Source organism: Fusibacter sp. A1 (genome assembly GCF_004125825.1).
Classification (GTDB): domain Bacteria; phylum Bacillota; class Clostridia; order Peptostreptococcales; family Acidaminobacteraceae; genus QQWI01.
Genome location: NZ_QQWI01000001.1, coordinates 193,488 through 206,214, shown reverse-complemented (window position 1 = coordinate 206,214; position 12,727 = coordinate 193,488). Strand labels below are relative to the sequence as shown.

General features: G+C 44.6%; 11 protein-coding genes. 10 read left to right on the top strand and 1 reads right to left on the bottom strand.

Annotated features, from left to right (window positions below):
- Nucleotides 1-22: 22 nt before the first annotated feature.
- Nucleotides 23-916, top strand: coding sequence for an EamA family transporter RarD (rarD, locus tag DWB64_RS00880; protein WP_129486290.1), 894 nt, complete (start codon nucleotides 23-25; stop codon nucleotides 914-916).
- A 59-nt stretch (nucleotides 917-975) separates the two neighbouring features.
- Here rarD and DWB64_RS00875 read toward each other — a convergent pair whose 3' ends face one another.
- On the bottom strand, nucleotides 976-3,072 hold the full coding sequence (locus tag DWB64_RS00875) for a methyl-accepting chemotaxis protein (protein ID WP_129486289.1): 2,097 nt from the start codon (nucleotides 3,070-3,072) through the stop codon (nucleotides 976-978).
- A 273-nt stretch (nucleotides 3,073-3,345) separates the two neighbouring features.
- On the opposite strand from DWB64_RS00875, the gene DWB64_RS00870 reads away from it, so the two are divergent.
- The 9 genes from DWB64_RS00870 to DWB64_RS00830 all read left to right on the top strand — a co-directional run bounded on the left by DWB64_RS00870 (nucleotide 3,346) and on the right by DWB64_RS00830 (nucleotide 12,642).
- The gene (locus DWB64_RS00870) at nucleotides 3,346-4,725 is read left to right on the top strand and encodes a DUF342 domain-containing protein (RefSeq protein ID WP_129486288.1); all 1,380 of its coding nucleotides are present in this window, start codon (nucleotides 3,346-3,348) and stop codon (nucleotides 4,723-4,725) included.
- Between the two features lie 71 nt (nucleotides 4,726-4,796).
- Entirely contained in the window at nucleotides 4,797-5,288 is a 492-nt protein-coding gene (locus DWB64_RS00865) for a DUF1456 family protein (protein WP_164980148.1), read from the top strand.
- 9 nt (nucleotides 5,289-5,297) lie between these two features.
- Nucleotides 5,298-5,966, top strand: coding sequence for a TraX family protein (locus DWB64_RS00860; protein ID WP_129486286.1), 669 nt, complete (start codon nucleotides 5,298-5,300; stop codon nucleotides 5,964-5,966).
- 7 nt (nucleotides 5,967-5,973) lie between these two features.
- Complete coding sequence (locus tag DWB64_RS00855) at nucleotides 5,974-6,234, top strand: hypothetical protein (RefSeq protein WP_129486285.1); 261 nt, start codon at nucleotides 5,974-5,976, stop codon at nucleotides 6,232-6,234.
- A gap of 185 nt (nucleotides 6,235-6,419) precedes the next feature.
- A complete protein-coding gene (locus tag DWB64_RS00850; RefSeq protein WP_129486284.1) occupies nucleotides 6,420-7,247 on the top strand; it encodes a GNAT family N-acetyltransferase in 828 nt (275 codons plus the stop codon).
- 48 nt (nucleotides 7,248-7,295) lie between these two features.
- Nucleotides 7,296-9,248, top strand: a complete 1,953-nt coding sequence (locus DWB64_RS00845) for a fructose-1,6-bisphosphatase (protein WP_129486283.1) — start codon at nucleotides 7,296-7,298, stop codon at nucleotides 9,246-9,248.
- 15 nt (nucleotides 9,249-9,263) lie between these two features.
- On the top strand, nucleotides 9,264-10,619 hold the full coding sequence (locus DWB64_RS00840) for an S-layer homology domain-containing protein (RefSeq protein ID WP_129486282.1): 1,356 nt from the start codon (nucleotides 9,264-9,266) through the stop codon (nucleotides 10,617-10,619).
- A gap of 144 nt (nucleotides 10,620-10,763) precedes the next feature.
- Complete coding sequence (locus tag DWB64_RS00835; RefSeq protein WP_129486281.1) at nucleotides 10,764-11,426, top strand: RNA polymerase subunit sigma; 663 nt, start codon at nucleotides 10,764-10,766, stop codon at nucleotides 11,424-11,426.
- A 1-nt stretch (nucleotide 11,427) separates the two neighbouring features.
- Nucleotides 11,428-12,642: an anti-sigma factor domain-containing protein gene (locus DWB64_RS00830; RefSeq protein WP_129486280.1), complete on the top strand. Its 1,215-nt coding sequence runs from the start codon at nucleotides 11,428-11,430 to the stop codon at nucleotides 12,640-12,642.
- Nucleotides 12,643-12,727: the final 85 nt, after the last annotated feature.

The window sequence follows — 12,727 nt, the reverse complement described above, 5'->3', positions numbered from 1 at the left end:
AAATAGAATTGAAGAGGGCTGAATGAATAAGAAAAACTACTTGAGCGGCTTGGCTTTTGGAACGAGTGCTTTTATACTGTGGGGTCTGTTGCCCTTATACTGGAAACTGGTAAGTGCGATCAGTCCCTACCAGATTTTCTCGCAGCGTGTCGTCTGGTCCCTTGTGTTTGTCCTTGGCATCCTACTGGTCACAAAGGAGTGGGACGCGTTTAAAAGGCTGGTCACTCAAAGGGAAATGTGGCTTAAAATGTTGGGACCGGCTGTTTTTATCAGCATCAACTGGCTCACTTACATTTGGAGTGTGAACAACGGATATGTGATCGAAGCGAGTCTCGGCTATTATATCAATCCTCTTGTTCTTACCTTGTTCGGGCTCGTGCTATTTAAGGAAAGACTCAACGGGCTTCAGTGGATAGGAATCCTCTTTGCAGCTACTGGTGTCATTTATAAGACAATCACCTATGGACAGGTTCCTTATGTCGCTCTTGTGCTGGCTGTATCTTTTGCCATCTACGGCGTACTTAAGAAAGTGTCTAAGGTGGGTTCGGTACTAGGACTTGGATTTGAAACGTTGATCGTCGGCATACCGGCTTTTGTGTATTTGCTCACACAGGAAGCATCAGGGCACGGAATTACAGGCAATCTGCCAGCGGGCTTTTGGATTTTGATCAGCATCAGCGGTCTTGCGACTGCCACTCCACTGCTCCTTTATGCCGAAAGCACAAAGCGTCTACCGCTTAATGTGATGGGCTTCTTACAGTATATCGCACCCACGATTTCACTGATGCTGGGTATCTTTGTATTCAAAGAAGCTTTCGATCTGAACAGCTTGATCTCATTTTTACTGATCTGGACCGGTTTGCTTTCCTTTTCGATTGCGCAGGTTATCGCGTATAAGGAACTACCGGACTTGTAGATAGCGTATTCAATAAGAAATCCCCTTCTAAAAAATTAGAAGGGGATTTTTGTATGCTTTTAAACGGTGGTCTTGAATCTTAAGATCAAGTGATGGAGATCCTCGACGGATTGTCTCAGATGCTCTGTCTGACTTGCGATCTCTTCCATAGAAGCCAACTGCTCCTCAGTGGACGCGGAGACCTCTTCAGATGCTGCAGATGTTTCCTCTGTGACAGAAGAGACGTTGTTCATCACATCAAGTAAGGCTCTTGAATCGGAGTCGATATCGCCATTTTTGACTTTGATGCTTTCTATGCTCTTCAACAGGTCGTTGAGTCGCTCGAAAATCCGGTTGAAAATCTGTTCGGTTTTCTTAACGGCCTCAAACTCTTCAGAATCGATTTTTCTGTTGTTGTCCACCGTCTTAACAGCGGTTGTGGATTGGCTCTGCATGTTGTCGATCAGTTCTTTGATATCATCGCTCGATGTCGCGGACTGCTCGGCGAGCTTTCTTATTTCCTCAGCGACGACTGCGAAACCGCGACCTGCCTCACCAGCTCTTGCCGATTCTATAGACGCGTTGAGGGCAAGTAGGTTGGTTTGCTGTGCGATAGAAGAAATGGTATTTGTGATATCACCGATTTTTTTCGACTGCGCGTCCACGCTGTTGATGATGGTTGACAGTTCTTCTGATGACTGTTCTTTTTCTTCCGCTTTTTTGATGAGTTGCTTCATCGTGATCAGGCCCTGTTCGCTGTCGCCCTTGATTTCGTCTGAAAGGTTGCCCATTTCGGTTGAAAGATGGTTGACTTCGGTGATTTTTTCGCCGACAGAAGCGGTCTTTTCAGAGCCGTCCTGTACTTCAAGTGCCTGCATGTTTGTGCCTTTGGCGACATCCTGGATGGATCTTGCGATTTCCTCAGTCGCGAGCGTCGTCTCACCGATTGCCGTGGTCAGGTTGTCGGTGTCGTGTTTAACGGCGGTCGAAGTGCGGTTGATCTCGTTTACGATCTCGTTGAGCGTATCGATTGTCTTGTTGAGATTTTCTCCCATCTGTCCGATCTCGTCTTTTCTTGAGAGGACCACCTTTTCTGTCAAATCACCTTGTGCGACCTTTGATAGGGACAGGTTTACCGTATTCAAGTCTTTTGTGATTCTCATCGCGATATAAACTGCGATTGCAATACCGATAGCGACTGAAACCACCATCACAAGCGAACTGCTTAGGATAAGTGGGGTCGTGTCTATGCTGATTTCATTGCTTGCGAATGGAACGGCTACCTTCCAACCAGTGTTTGGTTCGGTTGTGTAATAAAGGTATTTCTTTTCGCCGTTATAGCTGTAATTGATGTATCCTTGAGTGCCGTTGCTCATCTGAGACCAGAACTCCATTTCCTGTACACTTTCTCCAAGTTGTGCGGGATCTGGGTGCGCGATGACATTGCCGGCCGAGTCGGTGATAAACAGGTAGCCGGTGTTTCCTACCACGGTGTCCTTATAGGTCTGCGCGATGGTATCAAGCGAGATATCCGCCGAAACGACGCCAATGAACTTGCCGCTGTCATCAAGTACTTGCGCGGCGCAGGTGATAATAGGAAGTCCTGTGAAAGCGTCGATGTAGGTATCGGTCCACATGGGTTCAGTCGCACCCTTTGCAAGGGCGTACCAACCACGTTTGGATGGATCGTAATCTGCAGGCGCCTTGAAGTGCGGAATAGTGAAGAAACCTTTTGTCGCGTTATAAGCAGCTTCCTTATAGGCAAGTTCGTCGCTGTCAATTTTGACGTTGCCGAAAAATTCTTTCAGCTTAGGCTCCACATCGTCTGTCGTAAAGCCCAATTCCTCTTCATAGCCGATGTAGATATAGCTCGCTTCTGGATATGCCTTTGTAAAGCTTTCGAATGTCCTGAGCATCCACGGCATCGAATCGTGGTAGACAGGTGAGGATTTGACATTGGAATCGAGGCTGAGCGTGTAAATCGCCCGGCTATAGGACGCGAGATAATTTGAAATCGTCGCAGTCGTTTCGATGGCCAGTTCCTCGGAAGTCGTGTTTCTGATGGACTTTAGCTTACTTGCGCTCAGCATGGAGACACTCGTTCCAATCGCAAGGGATGCGATAAGGATGACGACTCCGAAATATAGCGCTAACTTGAACTTAAAACTTTTACTCATGATGGCTCCCCCTTTGATGTGACAATTTGCTTTATCTCATATATACCAATAAAATCAGAGGGTAAACCGTTATTTTACAATCTATCATTTATCGGTGCGGATGAGTCAAATGATTTAAATTAGCGGCAGCAATCGCTTATTGTGGATGAAGGTTCAAAAAAATTAGCCGATAACTAGTATATATGCGGACAAATTGCCAGTTAACCGGAGTTTGCTGCTATTTCCATAATTCGGTGGGTATTGAATGAATAGAACGAAGTGGAGGGATGGCATATGAATAAAAAGACGGATGTATATGAGCTGATGTTGTTTATGGCGGATGATTATTACAGTGCCACCATGTCACTGAACTTCTACAGTGAACCCGAGACATCCATCTTCGATGAAGTGATGGCGGTCATAAGGGAAAGCAATATCAGCTTCGGAATACTCGAGGAAGACATCAGGGAAGCCTGCGACAGGCATGAGAATATCGAGCACCTGGTCATCGCAAAGGGCATCAGGCATATCAACGGCGTGGACGCCAAGATCATCGAACATGTCGCATTTGAATCCAAAGCCACGCCCTACCTCAACGCAGACGGAAGTGTGGACTTTAAGAACATGAACTTTGCAAAGACGGTAACGGCGGGTGACCTTTTGGTTTCTAAAATTCCAGTAAAAGAAGGTTCTGACGGAACGACGGTGACCGGTAAGGCCATCAAACACAAGCCGGGAAAGGATGTACGCATCACCTATGGTGAGAACACGGTCATCAGTGAGGACGAATTAGAACTGAAAGCGGAGATAGACGGGATCGTCAAGCGGGTGAACGGTCGGGTCACGGTGATCAATCTGATTGAGCTTGGAACGGTTGGTCCTGAAACTGGAAACATCTATTTTAGCGGAAACGTGCACGTCAAGGAAAGCGTACTTGACGGTTATACCATCAATTGTGATGGTGACCTCACTATCGACGGTGTCGTGGAAGGATGCATGATTAAAGTCAAGGGTGATTTGATCGTAGGTAAGGGCATACTCGGACACGGAGAGTCGGATATCGTCGTCAACGGCAACTTGACTGCAAAGTTTATTGAAAATGCGAATGTTTATGTGAAAGGTGAGATTCAAACAGGTGAGATCATCAACAGTTCCGTCCTTTGCGACAGCAAGATCACGGTCAAGGGAAACAAGGGACTCATTATCGGTGGTGAGATCACTTCAAAATACATGATCGATGCGAATAGAATCGGTTCTAAGCTAGGGGTGATCACCTCGATCAACCTAGGCATCAACGCAAGTGCGATACAAGAGTTGAAGCTACTCAAAGAAACCATCCAGGAACTGAAGATCATCGAAGGCAAGCTGAAGCTCCAGATTCCGATTTTTCAAAAGAAAATTGAAGAAGAACCTGAGAACGAGCAGTTGCTGAATAAGGCCAAGCAGTACAGGGACAGTCTGCTGAGCACCCAGATCGATCTGGAAGATAAGGCTAAGCGTCTTGACAAGCTGATGGACGCCCTGAAACATGTGAAAGATGGAAAAGTCAAAATCAATACGATTTACCCGGATACGGTGATAAAAATCGGCAATTCAAGCTATTTTATCGATCATGCGCTCAGCGAATGCGTCATCACCCGTGAGAACGACAAGGTGATCGCCATCGGGCTATGATGTGCGGGCCTACACTGTGCAGCGTATCTATGGTATACTTGTACAGTTGTTTAACACTCAGGGAGGATTACATGAAGAATAATGAACTGTTGACCAAAATCTGTCGTGCGGCAGATGTCGATATAAAAAGCATGGTGACGATTTTTGCACATTCCGATTTTGACTTTACAGAAGAGGACGCGGCCATGATGCTTGTCGACTTTGATAGCGATGAGGAGCAGGACTTGTACCCGTGCGACTTTGAAATGTTAGAAGCGTTTTTAAATGGTCTGATCATCTTTAAAAGAGGACCAAGACCGGATGACGGAAAGCCTAAGAAGACGGTTCTTTCGATTCCTAGCGCTCAAACCGCCAATAATGCCGTACTAAAAAAAATGAAGATCGCATTTGCGATGACAGGTGATGATCTTGTGGAAGTGTTTGAAAACGCAGGAGTCACTCTGACCAACAGAGAACTGAACCCTTACTTCAGGGCAGAGGGACACAAGCACTACAAACGATGCAACGACCAGTTCTTAAACGCATTCTTTGCAGGTCTGACCACTAAAAATAAAAACGCCTAGGAGAGAGCAATGTCAAACTCTACGCTGAAACTTATTGCGATACTCTCGATGCTGCTCGACCATATCGGGGCGGTTCTTTTTCCTGAAGTGATGTTATTTAGAATCGTCGGTAGGATCGCTTTTCCTATCTTCTGCTTTTTGATCATTGAAGGCTATTACCATACGGGCGACCTAAAAAAATATATGGTAAGGCTCGGCGTATTCGCATTGATCGCAGAGGTTCCATTCGATCTGGCATTTGAGGGAAGAATACTCGAATTAGGCTATCAGAATATCTTCTTCACTCTCACCTTAGGACTTGTCGGCATCTACCTGTATGACAAGAAGGCGAAATCGAAGGCGGGCGGTATGCTTATCATGATCATCATGATGGTGCTTGCAAGTATGCTGAGAACCGATTATGGGGCGTACGGCATCGCATTCATCTTTATCATGTTTATGACAAGAAATGATTTTAAGAAGATGTTTCAGATCCTCGGTGTGATTTCGCTATTGATGGTGCTTTTACCGCTGGTGATGACCTTTAAGTTCAACTTGTGGCAGTATTTGCAGGCGTTTCAGCTATTGGCGCTTGGCTTCATCTATTTTTATAACGGTAAAAAGGGCATGAATCTGAAATATGCCTTTTACACATTCTATCCAGCGCATCTGCTGCTGCTCTATTTAATAAAGGGGTAGGTGGGACATGTTTAAAAAACCCAGAGACACACAGGATATCATCGGTGATGTCAAGAAGTTTTATGTGAGCCATTCGATGGCCAACCTAGGAAACACTTCTGTGAAAAAAGGATTGCAGACCATCGCGCTTTGCCTCTTGTCGCTGGAATCAAAGCCGGATGAACCCTTTGTCTTAAGGGACCTTAGGAATATGGTCTACGACCTGTCAAAAGCCATGAACCAAGAGGAGAAAAAACTGATGAAGGAACTTTTAAAACTCTTGCAGTGACCGGATCGGGTAGATGCTTGAAAATCTAGATAACAAGAAATCGGTCAGCGGGTAAGTAACCGCTGATTTTTTATGCCCTTTAAGCTGTCATCAAATTGTAGTCATCAAACAGGTGTGATGAATGTTATAATGGTGGAGGGTGCGTGGACGGCATTGTCAGTGGACAAGTAAAGGGAGGCGAAGGCATGATAAAAAAAACGACAGACTATCTTGAAGCAATCGTCATGGACCTTTTGCGCGAAACCAATAAGATCTGCAAAATGAGTTTGTCCTTAGAAGTGGCAAACGAACTCAACTACAAAAAAGAGATAAAGGCCAATGTCTACGCTTACGACAAAGAGAGGCTGATCGGCTACCTGAACATCTTCGCTCCGTCAAAGGATGCAGCAGAAATTCAGTGTGTCGTGCATCCAAAGTATCGAAAGATGCATGTGTTCACAGAGCTTCTTACTGAAGCTAGAAGAGAACTTGAAGCCTTTAAAATATACGAACTTTTATTAGTGTGCGATGAACACTCAAGCGAAGGAAAGGCGGTCCTGTCGCGATTAGGATATCGACTGAATCACTCCGAATATCAGATGGCCTACACACCGTGTGAGTCGCTTGAAAGCTATCCGGGGGTTCTAGAGCCTGTGACAGAGGAAAATGTGAAGCGTTATGTAAAAGGGGCCAAGGACGTCTTTGGAAGCAGGGACTTTCCCTACGAGCTTATCGATAACTTCTTAAAATCGGAAAACAGATACTTGTATCTTGTCAAGATGGGTACGAAGGATATCGGAATCGCATCTTATTCACTTGAAGGGGAAAAGGCTGTGATTTCGGGACTTGGAATCTTAAAAAAACATCGAGGAATGGGTTATGCGAAGGGCATGCTGAGCGCACTGATCAAAGAAATCAGGTCTGCTTGCGATGCTCAAGTCACTCTTGAAGTGGATTCGAGCAATGAAGAGGCATTCGGACTTTATACTAAATACGGATTTAAGATCATGAATCAAATCAATTATTATCAGTGATAGGCCTCAGCCGTAGTAGATGTTGAGCAATGAAAAGGTGGTGCCGGAATGAAGGATATGAATTTAAAATACTTGGAGCTTCTTGGTAAGCAATATAGAAACATCAGCGATGTTTGCACTGAAATTGTCAATCTGACAGCCATTACGAACCTTCCTAAAGGAACAGAGCACTTTCTTGCGGATATTCACGGCGAACACGAGGCCTTCGAGCATGTGATGAGAAACGCTTCGGGTGTCGTGAAAAGAAAGATCAACGAAGTTTTCGCAGAGTCGATCACCGATGAGGAAAAAAAGACGCTCGCAACACTGATTTACTACCCAAAAGAAAAAATCAAACTGATCAAATCAAGCGAAGCGGATCTGGATGCATGGTACGAGCTGATGATCTATCGGCTTGTGAATCTGTGTAAGGCGGCCGCCTACAAGTACACCCGGTCGAAAGTGAGAAAAGCTATTCCTGAGAGTTTTAAATACATTATCGAAGAGCTCTTCAATGAAAACGACCAGATCAGCATGAAAAAGAGTTATTTCAAGTCGATTGTCGAAAGTGTGATTGCGATCGACCGTGCGGACGAGTTCATCATTACGATTTCTGGTGTGATCAGACAACTAGTAGTGGACCATCTGCACATTATTGGCGATATATATGATAGGGGAGCCGGTGCGCATCATGTCATCGACACCCTCATGAGGCACCATTCAGTGGATACCCAGTGGGGAAACCATGACGTGCTTTGGATAGGTGCGGCTTTCGGGTCAGAGGCGTGCATGGCGAATGTGCTGAGAATATCTTTAAGATACGGCAATTTGGAAACCCTTGAAGAGGGCTATGGCATCAACCTGTCCCCGCTTGTCAGACTTGCGCTGGACCATTATGGAGGCGAGTATGCAGGGACCTTCGATGCCAAGGTGAAGTCTTCCGACTTTAAAGAAAAGGACATCGACCTGATGTCTCGCATGCAAAAGGCGATAGCGATCATCCAGTTTAAGCTTGAAGGTCAGATTATCAGGAGAAGACCCGATCTGAACTTAAACGACAGGTTATTACTCGAGAAAATAGACTATAGGCAAGGGACCGTCCTAATTGACGGGGTTGACTATGAACTAATCGACAAGGTCCTGCCTACGATCGATCCTGAGGATCCCTACCGTTTGACAGAGGACGAGCGTGATGTCGTAGAGAAGCTCAAGTCGTCGTTCTACCATTCGACCAAGCTGCAGGAGCATGCCAAGTTCTTAATCGACAAAGGAAGCATGTACCTCGTATACAACGGAAATCTGCTTTACCATGGGTGCATTCCTTTAAACGGGGATGGATCCTTTAGAAAGTTCGAAATTGATGGCGCCACCTATCAAGGGAAATCGCTGCTCGATTATTTTGATGCCAAAGTGAAAAAGGCGTATTATGCCAAAGATGAAAAGATCAAGAGCCAGTGCCAGGACCTGATCTGGTACTTGTGGTGTGGAGAATTCTCGCCGCTGTTCGGCAAGAAGAAGATGGCGACCTTTGAAAGGTATTTCATAGAGGACAGTGAAACCCACCTAGAAGTGAAAGATCCCTATTATACGCTTAGGGAAGACGAAGAAATCTGCGACAGGATACTTCATGAGTTTGGACTTGAAAACAGAATCAGCCATATCATCAACGGTCATGTGCCGGTCAAGGTCAAAAAGGGTGAGGTACCCATAAAAGCGGGCGGAAAGCTTATCACCATCGACGGTGGATTTTCGAAGGCTTATCAGAAAGAGACAGGTATTGCAGGATATACGCTGATCTTCAATTCTAAAGGAATGATCCTTGTCTCCCACGAGCCTTTTGAGTCAAAAGAGAAGGCTGTGAAGGAAGAAATGGACATGCTGCCTACAACCGTGTTCATTCAAAAGGACAGACCTAGAATGTATGTCGGGGATACGGATACTGGAATAAGGCTGAAAGAAGATATAGATTCTTTAAAGGCGCTGTTAGACGCCTATAGGGAAGGACAAATTAAAGCGACATAGGACTTGGAGTAATAGATGACGAAAAAACGGAATCAACTGATCATGATCGCACTGATCTTATCGATAACGATCGCGTACGCAGACGATTTTTTAGATGTCAAATCCGGTGCCTGGTACTATAGTGCTGTGACGAATCTTGCAAGTGCTGGAACCATTTCTGGATATCCGGATAAGACCTATAGACCGCAAAATACGGTTTCACAAGCTGAAGCGCTGGTATTACTGATGAAGGCCAGTGGACCCTCTGTTGTAGAAGAATACCCCGGGACGCACTGGGCTGATCCCTATGTCCATGGGGTCGTAGAGGACAATATAATCACAAGAAACGGATTTGAACACGACAAGCCTGTGGATAGGATGACAGTGGCGGAGTGGATTGTCTTGTTATATGATATTCAAAATTCTACCGAAAGCGGCACTTATTTTGAGGATGTCCTTTCATCCCCTTTGAACACGCTTTATGAGGAGGGAATCATAAACGGCGTGCTGATCGGCGGTAAACGGTATTTTAAACCGGATGCTTATCTTACAAGGGCTGAGCTTGCTGTGATCATCGACCGCCTTTCAAGACTTGAGATCATGAAGCTTGAAACCAAAGTCAACGCCTGGGAGTCGATTACGATTCAGCTAAAAAAGAACCCTGTGACAGAAGCTGACTTTGAGGACTATTTCAGGTACATGATGCGTAAGGGGGAGTTTGACCATACAATCGATTACGATCTATCAGGTCAGCTGATTGGACTAAACGAGCTCTCAGGTATTCTTTCAAGCGCCTACCAAAATGTCATGACCAAGTATCCTCAAGATGGAGCCTACTATTCCAATATAACCTTTTCCATTTCGACCACAGTAAACCAGCCAAGTTATGTAAGAAAGCTGGGAATCACCTTGTTGCCCATGAAAGGGTACACAAAAGAGGATGTACTTGCGATGAAAAAGGAGACGACTCAAAGGGTAGAGTCGATTCTATCGGAGCTTTACCTGTCGAATCAGCTTGATGAGAATTTGCAGGATTATGAGAAGGCTAAGGTGATCTATGACTGGATCATCAAAAATAATGAATATGACTTATCAAACAAAATGATCAGCCATACCGCATACGCCGGAATCCATTACCATAAAATAGTTTGTCAGGGTTATTCGGCGCTCTATAACTACATGCTTGAAAAGTTAGGTATTGAGGCAATCTCAGTAGCTGGAAAAATAAAAAACAGCGGTGTTGATCATTCGTGGAATCAAGTAACACTGGATGGAAGAACTTTCTATGTGGATGTGACCTTTGGCGATCCGGTTCCCAACAGGCCGGATCAGGTAGATGATACCTATTTTGATATCACAGAAGAAGCATTAAGGAAAACCCACCTGTTCTAGCAAAAATAGTATTCAATCATTCAAACATTGAAAAGTCCTTTAACGAAGACTTTTCTTTTTTATAGGGGATATTTTAACGAGAAGGTACCTAAATACCGGACGATAATCGTATACTATAGCGAAACAAGCTAAGGAGCGTAGGGCATGAATGAATTATTGATGACGATAAAGGAAATCAAAGATACCGGCAACAAGGAAAAACGAAATGAACTGATCAAGGAATATATACCCTTTATCCTCGGATGCGTCTCGAAGACGACAAAAAGATATGTTCGTACAGAAAATGATGAGGAATACCTCATCGGTCTGACCGCCTTTGATGAGGCGATTGACCGCTTTGACGAAGAAAGAGGAGGGTTCCTCAGTTACGCAGGCCTTCTGATCAGCAGCAGGGTCATGGATTATTTGCGTAAAGAGAAAAGACACTACGACAAAACAGAATATGACGAGATAATTGTTCTAAACCAGATAGAACGGATCGACGAAGAGCTGGTTCTTGAAATTGAAGAATTTAAGAGGTCGCTCTCAAAGTTCTCTATCGAGCTGGAGAGTTTGGTCGAATCGGCACCTAAGCATGAGGCGACAAGAATCAACACCACAAGGTTAGGTAAACAAATCTGCAATGAAGAGGAGCTGGTATCAAAGCTGTATCGCTCGAAAAAACTACCGATACCGGATATCATTTTAAGGTTCAAGGCATCAAAGAAGACACTTAGGACGTTTAAGAACTTTATCATAGCAATTATTATCGTCGTGCATGAAAAACTGGATAGGATAGAATCCTATTTGGTGACAAGAGGGGAATGACATGAAAAAGGGAATCGTAATTGAGGTCAAGGAGAATAGCAGTATCGTTGCAAGCGACGGAGTCTACCATGAGATCACAAACAAGGGGACCATGTCCATAGGCATGAGCGTCATCTTCACTGAGGAGGACATCCTTTACAGACCGGCCTACAAGAGTTCTAAAAAACTCTTCAGATACAGCAGCATCGCTGCGATGCTTGTGCTGATGTTCACACTGAGTTTCGGATACTATTTCGAAAATGTGGCGCTGTATTCGGTGGTGACCATGGATATCAATCCAAGTGTCGAGCTGATGCTCAACAAAAAAAATGTAGTGCTTGAGGCACGTCCCATGAATGAGGACGGCATAGAGCTTCTTAAGCTGGATGTCAACGGTCAAAACGTTGAAGAAGCCATTGCCAATTTAGTGCAAGAAGCGAAGGATCAAGGCTATATCGATCAAAACGAAGAAGCCTTTATCGTGATCACGTCTGTACCGATGAAGGAAAGAGCGAAAGGGAGTTCGGGAAAAATCAAAGAGAAGATCCAAAATGAACTGGAGTCCACCGATTCGCTAAACCAGATCACCCTAGCGATGACAGACAGCACCATAGCCAAGTTGGATGAGGCCCATGACACAAAGGTGGCGCTCGGACTGCTCACATTTAGCGAGGACCTTGATATCACCAATATCAAGTCGGTTAAAGAGTTGTTTAAAGATGAATACAGTATAAAAATCATCGGAGACATGAAAGGCGTTCTGATCAAAATAAAAGACAAAGATCATGAGGAAGATGAAAATGATGAAAAAGATAAAAAAGATAAATCCAAGGACAAATCAAAGGATGATCGTAACGAAGCAGATGATGAGGATGATAAAGACGAAAAAATCGATACGCTGACATCCGCTTCTGTAATTGATGAGGATCAGGGTTTAGGTGAATTCTTAAGCAAGCTGGCTCCATATGAGAATGACAGCAAAGAAGTCAAGTCCTTCATAAAAAAAGTGAAAGAGGCGACAGACGCTGGAACCGCAGACTATAAGGAATTGAAGGACGAAGCGAAAAAGCTTTGGAAAACACTAAAAAAAGAGGCTGTGGAAGATAAAAAAAGCATCAACAAGAGTCAAGGGGACAGCGTAGACGCCGTTACAGGAGCTACTTCGTCTCAAAGCGATGTGAACGAGGAGAAAATCATTCTCAGCGCTGACGATGACGATGACGAAAAAGACGACTAAATAAATGTATTAGAAGAGGCTCCCGCTTGTAGAAGATGGGAGCTTTTTTCATGGTATTCGCCGAATTGACAGACAGTGTGAAGGG

Excerpts from the sequence above, each read along its gene's own strand:
- rarD (WP_129486290.1), top strand. The coding sequence starts at position 23 with ATGAATAAGAAAAACTACTTGAGCGGCTTGGCTTTTGGAACGAGTGCT.
- DWB64_RS00835 (WP_129486281.1), top strand. The coding sequence starts at position 10,764 with ATGAATGAATTATTGATGACGATAAAGGAAATCAAAGATACCGGCAAC.
- DWB64_RS00830 (WP_129486280.1), top strand. The coding sequence starts at position 11,428 with ATGAAAAAGGGAATCGTAATTGAGGTCAAGGAGAATAGCAGTATCGTT.
- DWB64_RS00865 (WP_164980148.1), top strand. The coding sequence starts at position 4,797 with ATGAAGAATAATGAACTGTTGACCAAAATCTGTCGTGCGGCAGATGTC.
- DWB64_RS00870 (WP_129486288.1), top strand. The coding sequence starts at position 3,346 with ATGAATAAAAAGACGGATGTATATGAGCTGATGTTGTTTATGGCGGAT.
- DWB64_RS00875 (WP_129486289.1), bottom strand. The coding sequence starts at position 3,072 with ATGAGTAAAAGTTTTAAGTTCAAGTTAGCGCTATATTTCGGAGTCGTC.
- DWB64_RS00845 (WP_129486283.1), top strand. The coding sequence starts at position 7,296 with ATGAAGGATATGAATTTAAAATACTTGGAGCTTCTTGGTAAGCAATAT.
- DWB64_RS00860 (WP_129486286.1), top strand. The coding sequence starts at position 5,298 with ATGTCAAACTCTACGCTGAAACTTATTGCGATACTCTCGATGCTGCTC.
- DWB64_RS00850 (WP_129486284.1), top strand. The coding sequence starts at position 6,420 with ATGATAAAAAAAACGACAGACTATCTTGAAGCAATCGTCATGGACCTT.
- DWB64_RS00840 (WP_129486282.1), top strand. The coding sequence starts at position 9,264 with ATGACGAAAAAACGGAATCAACTGATCATGATCGCACTGATCTTATCG.
- DWB64_RS00855 (WP_129486285.1), top strand. The coding sequence starts at position 5,974 with ATGTTTAAAAAACCCAGAGACACACAGGATATCATCGGTGATGTCAAG.